Below are 19,568 nucleotides of genomic sequence, written 5' to 3' on the forward strand. Positions count from 1 at the left end.
GATCCTAGACCCTAGATCCTAGACAATAGTGGGGATCACTTTTAGATGTGCAATTTTAATTTCTTCCATGACTCACTCGACCGATGTTGGCACCTTAGCCCGCTGGATGGCGGCAGACTTTAGCAACCAAGAACAAGCCTTTGAGAACCCGCCTTTCTTTGCCCACATCCGGGTTTGTATGCGTCCCATTCCCCAAAAAATTCTGTCTGGCATCAGCCTGCTCGTTGAGCAAGCCTATGATTATCAGCTAAATGATCCCTATCGGGTGCGAGTGCTCAATTTAGTAGTGCAGGGCGATCGCATTGAAATTGAGAACTACACCGTCCGGGAAGAAGCGCGGTTTTATGGAGCCTCACGAGACCTAGAGCGCCTTAAAAGCCTCAAGGTTGAAGATCTAGAAAAATTGCCCGGATGCAACATGATTGCCGAGTGGACGGGCGACAGCTTTAAGGGCTACGTAGAACCTGGGAAAGGATGCATCGTGGTTCGCAAAGGTCAAACCACCTATCTCGACAGCACGTTTGAGATAGACGGCGAAAAATTTATTAGCCACGATCGTGGTCGAGATCCTGAAACAGACGAGCATGTCTGGGGTGCAGTTGCGGGCCCCTTCTATTTCGTCCGTTGGGCCAACTTTGGTAACGAAGTGAGAGTTTAAAATTTCTGTTCCGGGGGGAGGTCTCAATGAGCCCCATTCCTGGTACGGTGTGTAAAAGGTTCTCAAAGTTCATTCCAGTCTTGGGCTGATAGTGAACTCAGAACTTAGTCTAGTCTGTCCCCAGGCGGAAAAACTCTAGACCTGACGGATTCAGCGAACACTACTCGTGCAAGATTCAGCAAGATGAAAGTCCTGGTTATTGGCGGCGATGGTTACTGCGGTTGGGCAACTGCGCTCTACCTCTCCAATCGAGGTTATGAAGTCGGCATTCTGGACAGTATGGTGCGCCGACACTGGGATACGGAACTTTGCATCGAAACCCTGACCCCCATTGCACCGATCCAACAACGGCTCCAGCGTTGGAAAGATTTAACCGGAAAGTCCATAGACCTCTTTATTGGTGACATTACCAATTACGAGTTCTTGAACAAAGCGCTTCATACCTTCGAGCCAGAAGCAATTGTGCACTTTGGGGAACAGCGTTCTGCCCCCTTCTCCATGATTGACCGCGAGCACGCCGTCCTCACCCAGGTCAACAACGTGGTTGGAACGCTGAACCTGCTCTACGTGATGCGTGAAAGCTTCCCTGACTGCCATCTCGTCAAACTGGGCACGATGGGTGAATATGGCACACCCAATATTGATATTGAAGAAGGCTACATCACGATCGAGCACAACGGTCGTAAGGATACCCTGCCCTATCCCAAGCAACCTGGCTCGTTCTACCACCTCAGCAAAGTCCACGACAGCCACAATATTCACTTTGCTTGTCGGGTTTGGGGCCTGCGTGCTACCGACTTGAACCAAGGCGTGGTTTATGGCGTCCTCACCGAAGAAACCGGAATGGACGAGCTGTTAATCAACCGCTTAGACTACGACGGCGTTTTTGGTACTGCGTTGAACCGCTTCTGTATCCAAGCAGCGACTGGGCATCCAATCACGGTTTATGGGAAGGGCGGTCAGACCCGTGGCTTCCTAGATATCCGCGATACCGTACGTTGTGTAGAGTTGGCGATCGCGAACCCCGCTGATGCGGGTCAGTTCCGAGTCTTCAACCAATTCACCGAGCTCTTCAGCATTGGCGACTTAGCCACGATGGTGAAGCAAGCGGGTGCTTCCTTGGGCCTAGATGTGAAAGTTGATCACATCGACAACCCCCGGGTCGAGCTAGAAGAGCATTACTTCAATGCCAAAAATACCAATCTGCTCAGCCTCGGACTGCAACCTCACTTCCTTTCCGATTCCTTGCTCGATTCCTTGCTTAACTTTGCTGTGAAGTACCAGGATCGCGTTGACCAGAATCAAATCCTTCCCAAAGTTTCTTGGCGTAGATAACCATTTCAGGCAGAGCTTCTTCTAGGGGCTCTGCTTTTTTTCAACCCTAAAAAAGTTGTCAGCAATTAAGTATTTCTAGACTTTATGCGAATTGCTCTATTCACTGAAACCTTTTTGCCCAAGGTTGATGGAATTGTCACGCGCCTACGCCATACCGTTGAGCACTTACAGCGTACTGGCGATCAAGTGCTTGTTTTTTCCCCCGACGGAGGATTAACTGAGTACAAAGGTGCCAAAATTTATGGGGTACCGGGAATTCCTCTGCCCTTGTACCCAGAGCTAAAGCTGGCTTTTCCTCGCCCTTCAATTGGGGAAGCCTTGGAGCGATTTCGCCCAGACTTAGTTCATATCGTCAATCCTGCCGTCTTAGGATTGGCAGGTCTGTACTACAGTAAAACTCTAAAAATTCCTTTAGTTGCTTCTTACCACACGCACCTACCCAAGTACTTGGAACACTATGGCTTGGGGATGCTAGAAGGTTTGCTCTGGGAACTGCTGAAAGCGGGGCATAACCAAGCGCAACTGAATTTATGCACCTCCACGGCCATGGTGGAGGAACTGACGGCTCACGGTATTGAGCGAGTAGACCTTTGGCAACGGGGCGTAGATACAGAAACATTTCAACCGAGCTTAGCCAGTCAGGAGATGCGATCGCGCCTCAGTCAAGGCCACCCAGAAGCACCGTTATTGCTCTATGTGGGTCGTCTCTCCGCCGAAAAAGAAATCGATCGGATCAAGCCTGTTTTGGAAGCAATTCCCAACGCTCGCTTGGCTTTAGTGGGAGATGGTCCCTTCCGCCAGGAACTCGAGAAGCATTTTGCGGGCACCCCCACCCACTTCGTTGGGTATCTCGGAGGCAAAGAGCTATCGAGTGCCTTTGCTTCTGCCGATGCCTTTGTCTTTCCTTCCCGGACCGAAACTTTAGGGCTGGTACTCCTAGAAGCGATGGCGGCAGGTTGCCCAGTGGTGGCAGCTCGCTCTGGGGGAATTCCTGACATTGTGACCGATGGGGTGAACGGCTACCTGTTCGACCCCACCGATGAGCAAGGGGCGATCGCGGCGACTCAAGCTTTGCTAAATCAAGTTGAGAAGCGCGAAACTCTGCGCCAAAATGCTCGCCTAGAAGCAGAACGTTGGGGTTGGTCCGCCGCCACTCGTCAGCTTCAGAGTTATTACCGCGCTGTGGTTAACTCTCAAGTTTTACCTTCAGCAGCTTAGGAGTACCGATTCAGACAATTCAAACCTCACCCCGCCTACGGCACCCCTCTCCCAGGGAAGAGAGGATGGGGGAGAGGGTATGCTCAGCAGAACTACAGTTCTGTATAAGTTGTTGCTTGTTGGACTGTAGACAACCAGTTACATTCGTAGTGGTTCTGTTATTGCTCAGTCTTGTGAGGGGATACTAACCTTGACTGAACTAATAACCTGTTTTAGTTGCAACGATCTCTTGATTAATCGAGAATACCTCACGACACTATAGATAAGAACCAATCTGAACTTGAACGAGTTGGGCATCCCCAGACCTGAATCAAGTTTTCTGACTGGCTCTGGGTGGTATCAGCTTGACTAGGCAAGCTACGCTAATCAACAGGAAATGAGCTTTAGTGTAGTGTCTATAAAAACATCTAATTCTCCTGCGATCGCCTCGCTCAGAATCCATCTACCAAGCATGGGCTGCCTCGCCCCATTTATCGGTCATGACTATGACACTCCATAATTCTGGCGCTGTGCCTCAAGCGGGTGGCATGCTGGCTACCCTGACTCAAGCCAATAACCGTAAAGGCAACCTAACTCATCGCGTCAAGGATTTACCTATTCCGCAATTCATTGATTTGCTGGAGCAGATTACCCGTGAGTTTGAGCACTTTTTACGGGCGATCGATTTAATTAATAATGAAACCTTAGAGACTCTGCTAGAGCAGATTCTAGAGGCATTTACCTTAAAAATTGGCCAAATTCTTCAGGCCGATCGCACCACTATTTTTTTGGTAGATGAAGAAAAAGCGCAGCTTTGGGCCAAAATTGCTCAGAGCGATGACGGCAAGTCTCCAGAGATTCGTATTCCGATTGATAAAGGCATTGCAGGTCATGTCGCTACAACAGGAGAATGCCTAAATATTCCTGATGCCTACAGTCATCCTCTCTTTAATAAAGAAGTTGATAAGCAAACGGGCTACCATACCAAAAATATCTTGTGCATGCCTATTTTTAATAAGCATGAGCGGGTGGTTGCAGTCGTCCAGTTGCTGAACAAGATGGGAGGGATGCCATTTGACGCCACAGATGAGCAACACTTCCGTGAATTTGCTTCTTCGATTGGCATCATCCTAGAAAGTTGTAATACGTTCTACATTGCAGCCCGGAACCAGCGCGGGGTGGCAGCGCTGCTAGAAGCGACCAAGATGTTGGGGCGCAGCTTAGATCTAGAAACCACCCTACGGGCAGTGATGAATCAAGCGCGTGACTTGATGCAGGCCGATCGCAGCACTTTGTTCCTATTGAGCCGGGAAACCAATGAGCTGTGGACCAAAGTTGCGGCAGCCGACGAAAAAACAATTTTGGAAATCCGCATTCCTGCCAATAAAGGCATTGCTGGGTACGTCGCTTCGACGGGTGAAACCCTAAACATCCCGAATGCTTACGAAGACCCACGCTTTGATCCTAGCACTGATAAGAGAACGGGTTATTACACTCGCAATATTCTCTGTATGCCTGTGTTTAACTCCAGCAGCGAGTTGATTGGAGTCACCCAATTAATTAATAAGCATCAAGGCAGCTTTACTAACTCTGACGAAGAGTTCATGCGGGCCTTTAATATTCAGGCGGGGATTGCCTTAGAAAATGCCCAACTGTTTGAGAACGTGCTGCTGGAGAAACAGTATCAGAAAGACATGCTGCAAAGTCTGTCGGATGCGGTGATCTCCACCGACATGCAAGGTAGAATCGTCACTATTAATGATGCGGCCATTGAGTTGCTAGGCTGCCCGGTCCGCAAAGCCAGTGGCAAGGTGAATAAATTGCACTGGCAAGACAAGCTGGTGGGCCGCTACGTCTGGGACATTATTCCTATCGAGAACTTGCAAATGCGATTGCAAGATAGCTTGAAAACTGCGGCCAAACACTACGTACCAGAGCAGAGCTTAACGGTGGGGCTCCATATTGCCACGAGTGCTGTAGGCGAAGGAACTGTAGAAGATGACGGCAACACCGTATACACCTTAACTATCAGCGATCGCACCGACACCAGTCGTTACGTTGCTTGGAACGAACTGCCGACGGAACAAACGGCTGAAACTAGCAATGGCAACTATGTAGTCGAGCCGACTTACTTCACCAAAGCGCAAATCCGGGAAATTGAGCGTAGTATTAACCTCACGGTGAATCCCCTCACCAACCCAGAAGGTAGCGTGCGCGGCGGCTTGGTGGTTCTAGAAGACATCAGCCAAGAGAAGCGGATGAAGACGACCATGTATCGCTACATGACCCCAGGCGTGGCAGAGCGAGTCATGGCTTTGGGCGAAGATGGCCTCATGGTGGGTGAGCGTAAAGAAGTCACAATTCTGTTCTCAGATATTCGTGGCTACACCACCTTGACGGAAAACTTGGAAGCGACCAAAGTCGTCGAGCTGCTGAATCAGTACTTTGAGACGATGGTGGAAGCGATCTTCAACTATGAAGGCACCCTGGACAAGTTCATCGGGGATGCGATCATGGCAGTCTTTGGTGCACCTCTCCCTCTCAACGAAAACCATGCCTGGATGGCAGTGCAATCGGCGCTGGATATGCGGCGACGGCTCAAGGAGTTTAACGAGGCGCGGATGGTGGAAGCCCAGCCCCAAATTCACATCGGGATTGGGATTAGTTCTGGAGAAGTGGTTTCTGGTAACATCGGCTCCCAGAAGCGCATGGACTACACCGTGATCGGAGATGGTGTTAACCTCAGCTCTCGCTTAGAGAGTGTGACGAAGGAATATGGCTGCGATATTGTGCTAAGCGAGTTCACTTATGAACTCTGCCGCGATCGCATTTGGGTGCGAGAACTCGACAAAATCCGCGTCAAAGGCAAGAACAGACCTGTCAGCATTTTTGAGCTGATTGGCGATCGCCGGGAGGCTTTGCCAGCCGAAAGCGAAGATTTTTTAGGGCTCTATATTGCTGGACGCACAGCCTACACTCAAATGGAATTTCAAGCCGCGCTCAAGCACTTCAGCGCTGCTCAAAAATTGCGGGAAACTGATCAAGCGGTGGAAGCCCATCTCCGGCGAATTCAAGACTACCTCACAAATCCGCCCCCCGAAGACTGGGACGGCGTGCACACGATGACGAGCAAATAGCCAAGTCAACAGCATCCATAGAAGTAGACTATTCACTTCTATGGACGCTGCTTAGATCGCTCAATTGCCAACAGACTTGGCTCAAAACCTTGGTTAAAAGCCCTCGTCTTGCTGATGAAAAGGCTTCTGCCCAATTCCTAGCTGCTTCTTGGTCCGCTTCAGCTGTTTCCACAGCGCCTTCACTTGCTTGTAGGACTCCTCAGGCGTGAGCTTGCCACCTGTCTCTAAGCAACAGATGTAACTAACTCGTTGAGCGAACTCTTGCAAGTTGGCGTTGAAAACTAAGTTTTCTGGCTTCACTTCGCCATGATAACGACTACGCGGATAGAGAAAGTTAGAGCGTTCTGTCACAGTTTCCTCCCTGAGTTTTTAAATTGTTATCTTGTCTGAGTTGTTAACCCTGTAGCCCCTGATACAAGTTCCTGCGGCGATCGCTGGCTCGAAGATCTGAACAGATTTCAGAAGCCAGGGTTTTATCAAAAAAAGCTAATGGATCTTTAATTACTTATTAACCAGATCTTAACCAAAAAGTGCTCCCACTCCAGTAATAGTCAATACATATATATTTCTTAGCTTTAAAGCAGCCGTGAGGCGGTGATTCGCAGCAGGACTCATTAGAATAACAAGTTTTACTTCAGTTAAGAATAGATTAAGGAAATCCAGTTAAGTAGAGTTGCTTATTCGCTCGTCACAGCATTTTTGCAGGTTTTAATACTGACTCTCTGAAGCGAAGATTGAGCCATCTACCTGCGCCGAGATTTGTTTTTCCAACCCTGAGAGATCACGCAAATTTATTACTATAGGCTTAGCCACGTCTTAACTAAACCATGTCAAACGCCACTATTGACCCAACGGATTACGTTCACGCTGCGGCCAGCTTGATCGATTTGCCCCTTGACCCAGAAGGTGTCCCTAGTGTCGTCACCAACTTTGCTCGCATTCAGGCGATCGCGGAGCTAGTGCTGGAGTTTCCGCTCCCCGATCAAATTGAAGCTGCTCCGATTTTTGTCCCATGAGGCCAGCAGATGCTACGAGCATAGCGGCGGCAATCCGCGATCGCGAAGTCACAGCTAAAGCGGTTACGGCGGCGGCTTTGGCAAAGATTGCGGAACTAAATCAGCACCTCAACTGCTTTACCGCAGTGATAGCAGATACGGCTTTGGCAACCGCTGAGCAGATTGACCATGCGATCGCCCAAGGGCGAGATCCTGGGCCTTTAGCTGGCGTGCCCTTTGCGGTCAAAAATCTGTTTGATGTTCAAGGTTTGACCACCTTAGCAGGCTCCAAGATCAACGCGGAACAAGCACCTGCCACCACCGATGCAACAGCAGTAGCCAAGTTGCGCCAAGCGGGAGCAGTTTTGCTGGGTACGCTCAACATGGACGAGTATGCCTATGGCTTTGTCACCGAGAACAGCCATTATGGACCGACTCACAACCCTCACGATCTAAATCGGGTGGCAGGTGGCTCTTCTGGAGGTTCAGCAGCGGCAGTGGCAGCGGGTTGCGTTCCCTTGACCTTAGGGTCTGATACGAACGGCTCTATCCGGGTGCCCGCGGCGTTATGTGGCGTGCTTGGCCTCAAACCTACTTATGGGCGTTTATCCCGCGCTGGCACCGTTTTGTTTTCCAGTAGCTTTGATCATATTGGACCTTTTGCTCATTCACTACGAGATTTAGCCGCTGTTTTTGATGTGTTGCAAGGCCCCGACCCCCGCGATCCCGTCTGTACCGATCGCGCGCCTGAACGATGTCTGCCCCAACTCCAGCAAGGCTTTGACGGAGTGAGAATCGCGATCGCAACTGACTATTTTGCCCAAGGCGCGATCCCAGAAGCGTTAGAAGTGGTGGACCAAGTCGCAGCCGCTTTAGGCGCAACTCAGCGCATCACCATACCAGAGGCGCACCGAGCTAGAGCCGCAGCTTTTGTCATTACCGCAGCGGAAGGCGCTAATTTTCATGCGGCTAACTTACGATCGCGACCCCAAGACTTCGACCCTGCGACTCGCGATCGCTTTCTAGCTGGATCTTTAATTCCAACTCATTGGTATCTCCAGGCCCAACGCTTTCGCCGCTGGTTTCGGCATCAGGTGCAAGAGATCTTTCAAACCGTGGACTTGATCTTGGCTCCCACAACCCCTTATCCTGCTCCCTTGATCGGCCAAGAAACCATCGTGATTGATGGAGTCGAGATGCTCATTCGACCCAATTTAGGCTTATTTACTCAGCCTTTGTCTTTTATTGGGCTACCAGTCTTATCAGTGCCGATTCAGCGGCCAGGCCAGTTGCCTCTAGGCGTGCAACTGATAGCCGCACCTTATAATGAAGCCTTAATTCTCCGTGTAGCCGCATTCTTAGAAGCGGCTGGCATCGTATCTGCGCCTATTGTTCAACCGCGAATCGAGGTATGAGTACATACGACTGGATTGTGATCGGGGGTGGAGTCACAGGAGCAGCCCTGAGTTATGAACTTGCTCAGAAACAGTTTTCTGTGCTCCTCATCGAGCAACATGGCACCTTACAAGGGGCAACTCGGTTAAGCTATGGCGGCATTGCCTATTGGTCTGGTACAACCGATTTAACTCGACAACTTTGTCAAGCAGGTTGGCAGCGCTATCCCAACTTAGCAGCGGAGCTAGGAGCAGAAATTCACTTTCGGGAATTAGATTTGTTGCTCACGGTGGCTGCCGATCGCGACCCCACTGCTATTGCTCCTAGTTACGCTGATTACGCGATTCCCCCCCGTTTGCTCAGCGTGGCTGAAGCCTGCGAGTTAGAGCCTTTGGTAAATCCTGAGGCGATCGCCGGAGCCTTTACGGTGCGCCACGGTCAGGTTGACCCAGAAGCCATGACCCAAGCCTATCAGCAAGCCTTTGTGCGATCGGGCGGCAAAATTGTCATCGACTCAGTGATGGGATTGCAGCGACAAAACCAGCGCATTACAGGGGCGATCGCGACACAGCAGATTTATACAGCCGCCAATGTCGTGATTTGTGCGGGTGGCTGGAGCCGAGCTTTGTTGGCCGAAGCAGGATTGACAGTGCCCCTCTACTTTACCCATGCTGAACTAATCGAGACACCCCCAGTTGATGTCCAGCTACGAACGCTAGTAATGACAGCAGAGATGCAGCGTTTTCAGTTAGAGGCGCAAGCCAGCACAACTGATAAAGAGCAGCAGTGGCAGCAACCGGATACAGAGTTATCGCCTTTCGTTCTGGATGCAGGTGCCGTGCAACTGGCAAATGGCAGTCTCCGCTTGGGGCAAATTAGCCGGGTCCTTAGTAATCCACAAGCTCAAGTGGATGCTGTGGCCAGCGAAGCCGCCATCCGGACAGCAGTTGGCCAGGTGTTACCAAGTTTGCAAAATCTCCCTGGTCAATGGCAGCAATGCTTGGTTGCCTTTAGCCGCGATCGCCTCCCCTTAATTGGGGCGGTTCCCGAAACCACTGGGTTACACGTTTTCTCTGGCTTCAGCAACCCCTTCGCGATCGTGCCTCCTTTAGCAGAACGGTTTGCTGAAGCTGCCTCAGGCGAAACAGACTCAATTTTGGCGCAACTTTCGCCAGCTCGCTTCGCTACGCCTGTAACTTAACCAACTAACCCGATAAACTAGGTCCATCAAACGCTCAATGGCGGCTTTTTAAGACAGGGTAGAGTTCTAAAACGCTCAAGTGCCTGAGTTTAAGCCAAGAATAGCTCACACAGTAGACCCAGCTTAAATAGAGTTCATTTAGAATGGGTGATTATACTAGGTACGTACTTATCCAGGCTAGATTGTGTCATTTCTGCTCAGTCAGTCTTGACGGCACAATTCATTTTGTAGCGCAAGCGTCAACTCCCATCTGCGTCTATCCTGCAAAGCACCTTCATCGCTGGGTCTTGCACCTTAGGTTAAAGACTTCCTATGGCTAAGCTAGGTCAATCTTCTTTCCGTCGTGTTTTGTTATCCTGCATTCTGCTGCTCAGCGTCCCAGTGCTGCTGCTAGGGGAAGTTGTGACCTACAAGAAGGCGCGCTCCAGTTTATTAGAAACAGCTCGCCGCAATCTAACCGAAAGTGCAGTGCGAAAAGGCAATGATATCAAAGATTCGATCACAGCCTTACAAGCCAACTTAATTACCGCTAGTGAAACCTCAGCCCTACAGTCAGGCTCGCTAGCCCAAGCTCGGCAATCCTTAAGTCAGTTGCAGCAAACGATCCCCACGCAAGTTCAGTGCATTCAGCTGACCGAGATTCAAACGAGAAAGCTGGCCCTAAGTACCTGTGGCACTCAACTACAACTGCTTTCTGCCACAGCCCCCTCTACTTCACAGCCCGATACTTTTGCGACTACTCCCAGTTCTGGCAGTGTCAATCAGTTGTGGCCACCAGATCAGAAGCAGTTAAGGCCAGGTCGCTCCATTGCCTATGTCACCCCAGCAAGCCAAATTAATCAGGCTAACCATCCCCAAGGTCAGCTCAGTTTGGTTCTCAGCGTGCCAATTTACAGTGACAAGGGGCAGCTCAAGTATGCTCTTAGCGTTCAGACCGCGCTGCATCAGAAAGAGGGCGATAAACCGGGTTCGCTCTCTGGCTACACAGTGGTCATCGATCAAGATGGCACAATCTTGGCGCATCCCGATCCAGTCCGAATTGGCAAAAATATTCGGCAGGAGGCGGATTCTAACCGTTTAGAGGGAATTTTGCACAACGCGGTTGTTGACGGCAACTCAGATGTGCGGCATCTATTTGGGTTTGAAGACAACGGTGCCGAATGGCTGGCTGGATACAGTCCGATTCGGGTGCCCATTAACCAATCCGAAAACCATACTTGGGTCGTGCTGGCTGTGACTCGGATTGACAATGCCCTTTATGGTCTCGACGAAATCAAGCAGATTCTAGTGGTGCTGACGTTAGGGCTGATAGCGGCGAACTTACTGGCCACCCTATACGTAGCACGGGAACTATCGCGACCGTTAGAGCAATTAGGCAACTATGCTCTACATATCCAGCAGCGTCATACTGCAACCTCATCCCAAACTAGTTCCACGGCGATCGCGGCTGATAGTCCTGCTTCACTTGATTCCCATCCAACCAACTCGGCTCAGACAAATCAGCACGCAACGCTTCACTCGGCGCTTCCAGAAGGAAGTTCTTCATTGAGCATCACAGAGCCTCTAGGCATTAGCGATCGCGCTCCCACCAACTTTAGAATTCGGGAGCTCAATCAACTGGCTAAAGCGCTCAATAGTATGGTGGAGCGGCTGGAAGAACGGGCTGAAGAACTAGAAGCAACTTGGCGGGAGGCAGAAGCGGCTAACCGACTCAAAAGCGAATTTTTGGCTAACACGTCTCACGAATTACGCACCCCCTTAAACGCCATTATTGGTTGCATTCGTCTGGTGCGAGATGGCTGCTGTGACGATCGCGAAGAAGAAAACGAATTTTTGCAGCGCGCAGATGACGCAGCCATCCACTTACTCGATGTGATCAACGATTTGCTGGACATTGCCAAAATCGAGGCGGGGACCCTCTCAGTCGATCTGCAAGCGATCGATTTGCGTACCATTCTCCAAGATGTGATTGCTTTACAAAGCGTGCCGATTCAGCAGAAAGGCCTAGAATTAGATTTTCCTCACTTGAAAGAACCGATTGCAGTTTATGCAGACCCAGCCAAATTGAAACAGGTTTTGCTCAATGTGGTTTGTAATGCAACTAAGTTTACCGAGCAAGGAAAAATCGAGATTTTACTCCGGATTGAGCCGACCACAGGCACTCAAAATGGGCATCGAGGTGCACGAGTAGTCATTGCCGTCCAAGACACAGGGGTTGGTATTGAGCCGACTCAGGTTCCTAAGCTCTTCCGTCCTTTCGTGATGGCCGACGGCACTACCACCCGGCGGTTTGAGGGCACAGGCTTAGGCTTGGCGATCTCACGCAATTTTATGGAACTAATGGGTGGCAACATCACCTTAGATAGTGCTGGGCTAGACCAAGGGACAACTGTGGAAATCACCCTACCTGTGATAGATGGGGCACAGTTATCCAAGTCAGAACTGAAGGAGCCCAGCCACAGGCGCAGTATTCCTAAAGCAGCACTAGTTGTCCCGATTGATTAAGTGACTCAGTTAGGCCATTTAGCACCCGCACCAACTCAGCCCCCACCAGCCCAGAAGAGATTGGCGAAGCAATATTATGACGCACGCAATCTAAAAAATGAGTGCAGACTTGCTGTAACGGTTCACCAGGTTCTAGGCTCAGAATTTCGCGACGCTGCTCTATAGGGGTGTAGTAAGTTGGCGCAAGCTCTGCTTGGCTGAGTTGATTACTGGCAAGGGGTTGTAGCTGACCATGTTGAATGGTAAGTGGAGCTTCAATTGCTAGTTCATCAAATACCAGAGTGCCTTGACTGCCCACTACTCCTAACCGTCGCTGCTTATCTGGATTCAGCCAACACAAGTGCAGTGAAGCTTGAAAACCGCTTGGGTAAACCAGTGTCACCCAAACTAAATCTGCTAAACCTTGGGGGAAGTAATCTTGGTTGGGCGATCGCGTCTGTAACCAGACCTGACCTTGAGCTTGCACTTGAGTTGGGGTTTCTCCCAGCCAAGTATTGAAAATGGCAATGTCGTGGATGGCTAAATCCCAAAGCGCATCTACGTCGGGACGCACGGGACCTAGATGAGTACGGGCTGCATACCCATACCTGAGCTCCCCTAATACACCTGAGCGCACCACCGCTCGCCCCCGCTCTACCGCCGGATGAAATAGATAGGTATGGTCCACCACGAGTTGTCGTTGTTGCATTGCCGCTAAACGGCAGAGTTGTTGCGATTCGGATAGCGCTAGAGTGAGAGGTTTCTCCGCTAAAACGTGGTACCCCTGCTTCAAGGCAGTGGTGATTAAAGCATAGTGAGTGGTGGCAGGTGTGGCGATCGCGACTGCTGCTAGTTCAGGCGGCGGCGGCAACGCTGACCAATCAGTTGCCAAAATCACTTGCTCGTCGAAATTAAAGCGTTGGCGTAGGGCGGCTAAACGCTCTGGATCAGGATCAATCACTGCGACTAAACGAGCTTGAGGGTGCTCTAAGAAATTCCGCACCAAATGCACTCCCCAACGCCCCGCACCGATAACCGCAATTCCAATTCGATTCGTCATTTGATTGGTCCTTCCATCCCAGGGCTTGTGTGCGTCTCAATTATCTTCTGAGTGAGATGCAGGCTGTGTCAGTTGAAGGAAGGCTGCTTGCGCGGCTGCCTGTTCCGCAGCTTTAATCGAGCGTCCAGTGCCTCGCCCCAAAAACTGTTCTTGTAGCCAAACCTCAGCCGCAAAGCGATTTGGATCACCATGCATTAAGCCAATTTCTTGGGTGCGATAAGTGGGCAAGCTTTTATGTTGAGCTTGAGTCCATTCTTGTAGAGCCGCTTTGTAGTTTTGCCGCGCCGGATCGGTACGAATCTCGATCGCGAATGCCTTAAAGTGAAAGTCTAGCCAAGAGCGAATCAACGTCAAGGTGTGGGTACTCAAGTACAGTGCGCCGACGAGGGCTTCTAACGCCTCAGCTAAGCGGGACTCTTCCCCAGCCTTGTCACCCAAAGCGCTGCCGGAAACCAACAGATACCGTTCTAAGCCGTAGTGTTGGGCAATGCGAGCCAGGGAGCGATCGCTGACCAACATCGACCGAATTGCGGCAAACTCCCCCACAGGACAATCCGGATAGGTTTCAAACAGCAGTTCAGAAGCAGCCAGCCGAACCACTGCATCCCCCACAAACTCTAGTTGTTCGTAATTCGACTCGGCTGAGATCGTGGGATGCGTTAGCGCTAAATCCAAAAGTGACCACTGAACAGGGGCTGTTTCGGGTAGAGCCAATTTTCGCAGTAGGCTCTGGAGTTGCTGCTGACGATGCGGGTAGCCCAAGGTTGTCATTTCAAACTCAATCAGTGACTTGAGCCCACTTGCTACTGCCAACCGTAGGGTTCTGTCTCAGGGAGAGTGAGCCCCTCAGACGAGTTTAGGCAGAGCAAGGTAGCTGATGAATACTCTGATTGAAATTGTAGACGCTCAAATAGGAGCTTGTAGCGTCAAAAAAACAATAATCGGTTGTAGATCCGGCAGGTTCACGCTGCGATCGCGGCACCAGCACAGGCTGAGATAACTGCTGCCAGCTCGAAGCTTGCTTTTTTTGATGGGTATACCAGAAGCCGTATTGTTGCGATCGAACAGCATTGACAGTCTGCGGTAGCACTCCGACTAAAAGTGCCAACACCTCATCAGGCAGTTCAAGGACAACTTGACGGCTAAAAAACGCTTCAAACCCAGCCAATAACTTTTCGACTCTCAGAGCTGGATCAGAATAGTTAGTAATTCTTTCTAGCCACCGCATCCACTGAATCCGTCGCCCATAAGCTTTCTGCCGTTCCTCAAAGGTTTCGACCGGAACCAATTCAGGCGAACCAATGGCAATTACAACGTTATAGCCTTGCTCAACCGGGCTCCCTACCGCTGCCCCAGGCCCAGCAAAATCAGCATGATAGGCTTTGCAGAGGATCAGTCCACATTTTTTCTGTTCACTCACAGCGAGGATAGGGTTGCAGTGTGGCACAGGCTTTGATCCACCTCATTAAAAATTAGGGTTCGCCATCCACAAGCCTGGTTCAGTTGAACCAGATATGTATCTAAGCAAACCTTTCTAAGTCAGAATGCCTTCATCTTAGAGCAGGGATAATACCTTGCCTAGCGATGAACCCCAGACTTCTAATAATCTACACAATGGCTTCTTGAATCTAAAAAATCCGTAAACTCCCAAGCCAACAGCTCTAAGCCCAGAACTGGCTGGCTGGCGTTGAGGCGAGCAACTTCAATACAAGTACGTAAACTTTATGAGAAATAGATAAAACTTCAGCCAGAACCCAAGTTAAAAGCTTGATTTTAAGGAGTCGGAAGAGTTGGACATAAGCCGGGTTCTGTTTTCCTCAGTGCTAGGCACCTTGGAAGGCGGTTATCTATCTGGGACGTTTGTTACCAAACGCCTCTAGCGGTATTTGCATTAGGAACAGGAAAAAGACCAACCCTTGTTCCCGCGACCTTGCTCCCGACCGGGGTTTACCGAGCCAGCACCTCTCGATGCTGCTGGTGCGCTCTTACCGCACCCTTGCACCCTTACCCGTGATTTCTTTTATTTTTAATGAACTTGTTCATTAAAAATAAAAAGATCTCCGTTGGCGGTATGTTTCTGTGGCACTCTCCTCACGGTCACCCGCACTGGGCGTTACCCAGCAAGTCTGGTCTTTGGGGAGCCCGGACTTTCCTCAGACTGGCTTAAAGCGCGATGCCTTAGCGCGCTGGAATGAGTTTCTCACTCCTACCAAGTCCGCAACCACCTACACCAACTCTTCCTAACCATCCAGTTTAACAAGCCGTGGAACAGCCAAAGTATCATGGCAAAACTGTCGGGTTATGTTTTCAGGTGTTTCCAAGGGAGGGCATCCGTCCAAGGCAAGCGTCTCGCCGTAAATTTACAAGACAGCACATGGAAGCGATCGCCCCCACCGCCCCCGACCGGATCAAAGACTCGTAAAACCAGCCTTAAGGAAAATTCTTTTTTGTCCATAGCAGTCTTTAGACTCGCTAAGTTCACTAAAGGAGCACCCATCTTGACCGCACCCGCATCAGATTCGCGCTTTAGCGTATCTTCTGCGGTTACAGCCTCCTTGAGAGTTTTGCCTGGAGCAATCACACTAAAGACCTGCGGTTGAAATAAATCTGTGGTTAATCCTGGCATCAACCGGATCACCCGTCGCGATCGCCCATCAAAATCGGCAAAGGAGCTGTGGTCCCAATCCACATAGATAGAGTAGCGACTAGAACGGTTGCTAATGATGATAGGCAGCTTTTGCAGCTCATCTGGCTTGGTGTAGCGTGCAGCCAAGCCAAAACCAACCCCCAGGGTGTCTTGTAAATTTTGTTCTTGCAATTGCTGCTTCAAGTCATCCGGCTCAAACCGCACGGTGAATCGTGCATCCAGCGATTTGATCGCCTCGTTGATCACATAGGTGACGCAAATAATGTAAATGGCTAAAATCAGCAGATCAAACTGATTCATTGCTCAATCATCTTTGGCCGTAGACTTGACCGTAGAAATATTTTCAAACCAACCCCTCCGCCAGAAAAAAGCACAGAGGCTCACTGTAATCAGCAACATCAAGGCTAAGCAGGTTGGATACCCCAAGTACCAGTTCAACTCAGGCATATTCCAAGGAGAGATTTCTGTGTTGAAATTCATGCCATAAATACCAGCCACAAAAGTCAGGGGAATAAAAATGGCTGAAATCACTGTGAGAGTTTTCATAATCTCGTTCATGCGGTTGCTGACCGAGGATAGGTAGACATCCATCAAGCTAGAAGCTAACTCTCGATAGGTTTCCACCATGTCAAGCACCTGAACTGTATGGTCATAGCAGTCCCGCAAGTAAATCTGCACGTCATGGCTAATCAGGTCACTGCCGTCACGAATTAGCATGTTAATGGCATCGCGTTGAGGCCAAATAGAGCGGCGTAGGGTCAGCAGTTCTCGCTTGATTCCATGAATTTTTTCGAGGGTTTGTCTGGTAGGGTTTGAGACAACCTCGTCTTCTAACTCCTCAATCCGTTCTCCATAGGCTTCTAAAACCGGAAAAAACCCGTCAATAATCGAGTCTAAGAGGGCATAGGTGAGGTAATCAGACTTTTGTTTCCGAATCGTTCCTTTATTACAGCGAATTCGCTCTCGGACTGGCCCGAAAGAGTCATGGTCTGGTTCTTCTTGTACAGTCAACAGATAATGCTGCCCCAAGATAAAGCTCACTTGCTCACTAATGAAGCTTTGCCCGTTGGCTTGCAGCGTTACCATCCGCGCTACGATTAACAGTTGGTCTTCGTACTCTTCAACCTTGGGTCGCTGCGGCACGTTGACGATATCTTCCAGGACGAGCGGATGCAAATTGAATACATGGCCTAACCGCTTCAAGATGTCCTCACTGCCTAGCCCTTTCACATCCACCCAAGACACTGATTCAGTATCCAGGTAAGGCTCACAGTCTTCTGGTGCTTCAATCTCTACTTTTGTCGCTTTGGTGTCACTGTAGTCAATCAGAACTATGACTGGGGGGGGCGCATCGACCTCAATCTTGAGCGTTCCGGGCATGCTCCCGGGCTGGTCATAGAAATAGTCAATATAGGACGGTTCGTCTCCTAAAAGACTTGCTTCAGACAAGTCGAAAGCGTTCTTAGGAGTTTGGGAATTGAAACCACGCAATGGTTGACTCGGTCGGTTAGACATAGAGAGTTTTGGACAAGACGCGCACCGCCATCTTAAGCAATTCAATCAGGATTGAGTACTATTCCAGGACGTTAATTTTGCTGGTTGGGCAAAGTTCACTCCACCCAAGTCCAGAAATCTCATGGGATGAAGTTTTACGCCTAAAGCTAAAAAAGCAGCAGCTTGTAATAGCTACTGCTCCAATGAGTTTAGATGTTCAAACTAGCGTTGTAGCAGCAGGCCTACATCATGCCCATGCCGCCCATACCACCCATGCCACCCATGCCGCCCATGCCACCCATACCGCCCATGCCGCCCATATCTGGAGCACCAGCAGGAGGGTTCTTCTCAGGTCGCTCGACGATCACAGCTTCTGTGGTCAAGACCATGCTAGCGACAGAAGCCGCATCTAGCAGCGCCGATCGCACAACTTTAGCAGGGTCAATCACCCCAGCGGCGATCATGTCCTCGAACTTCTCAGAAATGACGTTGTAGCCCATGTTGAAGTCCATGTCACGCACTTTTTCCACGATGACAGAGCCTTCAACCCCTGCGTTGTCAGCAATCTGACGCAAAGGTGCTTCCAAAGCTTTAATCACGATATCAGCCCCAATCTTCTCTTCATCGTTTAGCTGGGCTTTGATTTCTTCCACCTTTTTAGTTAAGTGGATCAAGGTAGCCCCACCACCGGGTACTGTGCCTTCTTCTACGGCTGCTTTGGTAGCGTTCAAAGCATCTTCGATCCGCAGTTTCCGGTCTTTCAGTTCGGTTTCAGTCGCTGCCCCGACTTTGATCACAGCCACGCCACCTGCTAACTTAGCGAGGCGTTCTTGCAGCTTTTCTTTGTCGTAGTCTGAGTCGGTTCTTTCTAGCTCTTGGCGAATTTGGCTGACTCGCTTTTCAATGTCAGATTTTGTGCGATCGCTAACCTCAGCCACAATCGTGGTGTTGTCTTTAGTGATCGTTACTTTCCGAGCGGTTCCCAACATCTCTAGAGAGACGGCATCCAAGGTCAGGCCGACATCTTCAGAAACCATCTGGCCGCCAGTCACCACGGCAATATCTTGCAACATGGCTTTGCGGCGTTCACCAAAGCTGGGAGCTTTTACGGCAGCAGCATTCAAGACACCCCGCATTTTGTTGACTACCAAGGTAGCAAGGGCTTCACCCTCAATGTCCTCAGCAATAATCAATAGCGGCTGACCAGAGCGAGCAACTTTCTCCAGAACAGGCACTAGCTCTTGGATGGAACCAATTTTCTTGTCTGTGAGCAAAATGCGGGCGTTTTCGTAGTCCACCAGCATCCGTTCGCCATCGGTGACGAAGTAGGGAGAAATGTAACCCCGGTCGAACTGCATCCCTTCTACGACTTCAAGTTCGGTAGATAGAGACTTCGATTCTTCTACGGTGATTACGCCATCTTTGCCCACCCGATTCATGGCTTCGGCAATCATGGCTCCTACTTCTTCATCACCACCGGAAGAAACAGTGGCAACTTGAGCGATCGCGTCTCCTTCAACGGGTCTCGCGACCGCTCTGATTTCTTCTGCTAAGAGAGCTACTACCTTTTCGATCCCCCGGCGGAGGCTCACCGGATTAGTACCCGCAGCCACATTCTTTAAGCCTTCTCGAATCAGAGCTTGGGCTAGCACTGTGGCAGTCGTGGTACCATCCCCAGCAATATCCTTGGTTTTAGAAGCCACTTCCCGAATTAGCTGGGCTCCCGTCTGCTCTAAAGGATCTTCGAGTTCAATTTCTTTCGCGATCGTGACACCGTCATTAACGATCTGAGGTGCCCCGTACTTTTTCTCTAGCACCACGTTGCGGCCTTTGGGCCCTAGAGTAATCCGAACGGCATCTGCTAACGCATTCACACCTCGTTCCAACGCTCGCCGAGATTCTTCGCTGAATGCAACAATTTTTGCCATATTTCGTTCCCTACGCTTCCAACTAGAATTTAGCACT

15 protein-coding genes and 1 other RNA gene are annotated in these 19,568 nt (G+C 50.2%); 8 read left to right on the forward strand and 8 right to left on the reverse strand.

Annotation, left to right across the window (positions count from 1 at the left end; all coding sequences use genetic code 11):
• Window positions 1-67 precede the first annotated feature (67 nt).
• The 4 genes from NDA01_RS04845 to NDA01_RS04860 all read left to right on the forward strand — a co-directional run bounded on the left by NDA01_RS04845 (window position 68) and on the right by NDA01_RS04860 (window position 6,327).
• Complete coding sequence (locus NDA01_RS04845) at window positions 68-658, forward strand: chromophore lyase CpcT/CpeT (protein WP_348227070.1); 591 nt, start codon at window positions 68-70, stop codon at window positions 656-658.
• A gap of 183 nt (window positions 659-841) precedes the next feature.
• Complete coding sequence (locus NDA01_RS04850) at window positions 842-1,993, forward strand: NAD-dependent epimerase/dehydratase family protein (RefSeq protein WP_190431381.1); 1,152 nt, start codon at window positions 842-844, stop codon at window positions 1,991-1,993.
• Between the two features lie 84 nt (window positions 1,994-2,077).
• The gene (locus tag NDA01_RS04855) at window positions 2,078-3,211 is read left to right on the forward strand and encodes a glycosyltransferase family 4 protein (RefSeq protein ID WP_348227071.1); all 1,134 of its coding nucleotides are present in this window, start codon (window positions 2,078-2,080) and stop codon (window positions 3,209-3,211) included.
• Between the two features lie 485 nt (window positions 3,212-3,696).
• Window positions 3,697-6,327: a GAF domain-containing protein gene (locus NDA01_RS04860; RefSeq protein ID WP_348227072.1), complete on the forward strand. Its 2,631-nt coding sequence runs from the start codon at window positions 3,697-3,699 to the stop codon at window positions 6,325-6,327.
• 93 nt (window positions 6,328-6,420) lie between these two features.
• On the opposite strand, the gene NDA01_RS04865 is transcribed toward NDA01_RS04860, so the two are convergent.
• Window positions 6,421-6,678 (reverse strand): DUF7219 family protein, encoded by a 258-nt coding sequence (locus NDA01_RS04865; RefSeq protein WP_190431375.1) that lies wholly within the window; start codon window positions 6,676-6,678, stop codon window positions 6,421-6,423.
• 476 nt (window positions 6,679-7,154) lie between these two features.
• On the opposite strand from NDA01_RS04865, the gene NDA01_RS04870 reads away from it, so the two are divergent.
• From NDA01_RS04870 to NDA01_RS04885, 4 genes are all read left to right on the forward strand, one after another.
• A complete protein-coding gene (locus NDA01_RS04870) occupies window positions 7,155-7,343 on the forward strand; it encodes a DUF4089 domain-containing protein (RefSeq protein WP_190431374.1) in 189 nt (62 codons plus the stop codon).
• Window positions 7,340-8,737, forward strand: a complete 1,398-nt coding sequence (locus tag NDA01_RS04875) for an AtzE family amidohydrolase (RefSeq protein ID WP_348227073.1) — start codon at window positions 7,340-7,342, stop codon at window positions 8,735-8,737. Before NDA01_RS04870 ends, NDA01_RS04875 begins: the two co-directional genes overlap by 4 nt.
• Window positions 8,734-9,918 carry an NAD(P)/FAD-dependent oxidoreductase gene (locus tag NDA01_RS04880; RefSeq protein ID WP_348227074.1) on the forward strand — a complete coding sequence of 395 codons (1,185 nt, stop codon included), beginning with the start codon at window positions 8,734-8,736 and terminating at the stop codon, window positions 9,916-9,918. Before NDA01_RS04875 ends, NDA01_RS04880 begins: the two co-directional genes overlap by 4 nt.
• Before the next feature lie 312 nt (window positions 9,919-10,230).
• Window positions 10,231-12,423: an ATP-binding protein gene (locus NDA01_RS04885; protein ID WP_348227075.1), complete on the forward strand. Its 2,193-nt coding sequence runs from the start codon at window positions 10,231-10,233 to the stop codon at window positions 12,421-12,423.
• On the opposite strand, the gene NDA01_RS04890 is transcribed toward NDA01_RS04885, so the two are convergent.
• From NDA01_RS04890 to groL, 7 genes are all read right to left on the reverse strand, one after another.
• Window positions 12,392-13,462 (reverse strand): Gfo/Idh/MocA family protein, encoded by a 1,071-nt coding sequence (locus tag NDA01_RS04890; RefSeq protein WP_348227076.1) that lies wholly within the window; start codon window positions 13,460-13,462, stop codon window positions 12,392-12,394. The two genes, NDA01_RS04885 and NDA01_RS04890, sit on opposite strands and share 32 nt — an antisense overlap.
• A gap of 36 nt (window positions 13,463-13,498) precedes the next feature.
• Window positions 13,499-14,233 (reverse strand): ribonuclease III, encoded by a 735-nt coding sequence (rnc, locus tag NDA01_RS04895; RefSeq protein WP_190431974.1) that lies wholly within the window; start codon window positions 14,231-14,233, stop codon window positions 13,499-13,501.
• Between the two features lie 85 nt (window positions 14,234-14,318).
• The gene (locus tag NDA01_RS04900) at window positions 14,319-14,909 is read right to left on the reverse strand and encodes a hypothetical protein (protein WP_190431369.1); all 591 of its coding nucleotides are present in this window, start codon (window positions 14,907-14,909) and stop codon (window positions 14,319-14,321) included.
• Window positions 14,910-15,244: 335 nt separating this feature from the next.
• An RNA gene (rnpB, locus tag NDA01_RS04905) (RNase P RNA component class A) lies at window positions 15,245-15,700 on the reverse strand.
• A 61-nt stretch (window positions 15,701-15,761) separates the two neighbouring features.
• Window positions 15,762-16,409, reverse strand: a complete 648-nt coding sequence (locus tag NDA01_RS04910; protein ID WP_348227077.1) for a hypothetical protein — start codon at window positions 16,407-16,409, stop codon at window positions 15,762-15,764.
• 3 nt (window positions 16,410-16,412) lie between these two features.
• A complete protein-coding gene (gene corA, locus NDA01_RS04915; protein ID WP_348227078.1) occupies window positions 16,413-17,624 on the reverse strand; it encodes a magnesium/cobalt transporter CorA in 1,212 nt (403 codons plus the stop codon).
• A 221-nt stretch (window positions 17,625-17,845) separates the two neighbouring features.
• Complete coding sequence (gene groL / locus NDA01_RS04920; RefSeq protein ID WP_348227079.1) at window positions 17,846-19,531, reverse strand: chaperonin GroEL; 1,686 nt, start codon at window positions 19,529-19,531, stop codon at window positions 17,846-17,848.
• Window positions 19,532-19,568: the final 37 nt, after the last annotated feature.

The sequence above is a fragment of the Trichocoleus desertorum AS-A10 genome, assembly GCF_039962155.1.
Taxonomy (GTDB): domain Bacteria; phylum Cyanobacteriota; class Cyanobacteriia; order FACHB-46; family FACHB-46; genus Trichocoleus.

What these genes read in the sequence shown, in the direction of transcription:
- NDA01_RS04875 (WP_348227073.1), top strand. Translation starts at nt 7,340, where the DNA reads ATGAGGCCAGCAGATGCTACGAGCATAGCGGCGGCAATCCGCGATCGC.
- NDA01_RS04890 (WP_348227076.1), bottom strand. Translation starts at nt 13,462, where the DNA reads ATGACGAATCGAATTGGAATTGCGGTTATCGGTGCGGGGCGTTGGGGA.
- NDA01_RS04870 (WP_190431374.1), top strand. Translation starts at nt 7,155, where the DNA reads ATGTCAAACGCCACTATTGACCCAACGGATTACGTTCACGCTGCGGCC.
- rnc (WP_190431974.1), bottom strand. Translation starts at nt 14,233, where the DNA reads ATGACAACCTTGGGCTACCCGCATCGTCAGCAGCAACTCCAGAGCCTA.
- NDA01_RS04845 (WP_348227070.1), top strand. Translation starts at nt 68, where the DNA reads ATGACTCACTCGACCGATGTTGGCACCTTAGCCCGCTGGATGGCGGCA.
- NDA01_RS04855 (WP_348227071.1), top strand. Translation starts at nt 2,078, where the DNA reads ATGCGAATTGCTCTATTCACTGAAACCTTTTTGCCCAAGGTTGATGGA.
- NDA01_RS04910 (WP_348227077.1), bottom strand. Translation starts at nt 16,409, where the DNA reads ATGAATCAGTTTGATCTGCTGATTTTAGCCATTTACATTATTTGCGTC.
- NDA01_RS04880 (WP_348227074.1), top strand. Translation starts at nt 8,734, where the DNA reads ATGAGTACATACGACTGGATTGTGATCGGGGGTGGAGTCACAGGAGCA.
- corA (WP_348227078.1), bottom strand. Translation starts at nt 17,624, where the DNA reads ATGTCTAACCGACCGAGTCAACCATTGCGTGGTTTCAATTCCCAAACT.
- groL (WP_348227079.1), bottom strand. Translation starts at nt 19,531, where the DNA reads ATGGCAAAAATTGTTGCATTCAGCGAAGAATCTCGGCGAGCGTTGGAA.
- NDA01_RS04850 (WP_190431381.1), top strand. Translation starts at nt 842, where the DNA reads ATGAAAGTCCTGGTTATTGGCGGCGATGGTTACTGCGGTTGGGCAACT.
- NDA01_RS04885 (WP_348227075.1), top strand. Translation starts at nt 10,231, where the DNA reads ATGGCTAAGCTAGGTCAATCTTCTTTCCGTCGTGTTTTGTTATCCTGC.
- NDA01_RS04860 (WP_348227072.1), top strand. Translation starts at nt 3,697, where the DNA reads ATGACACTCCATAATTCTGGCGCTGTGCCTCAAGCGGGTGGCATGCTG.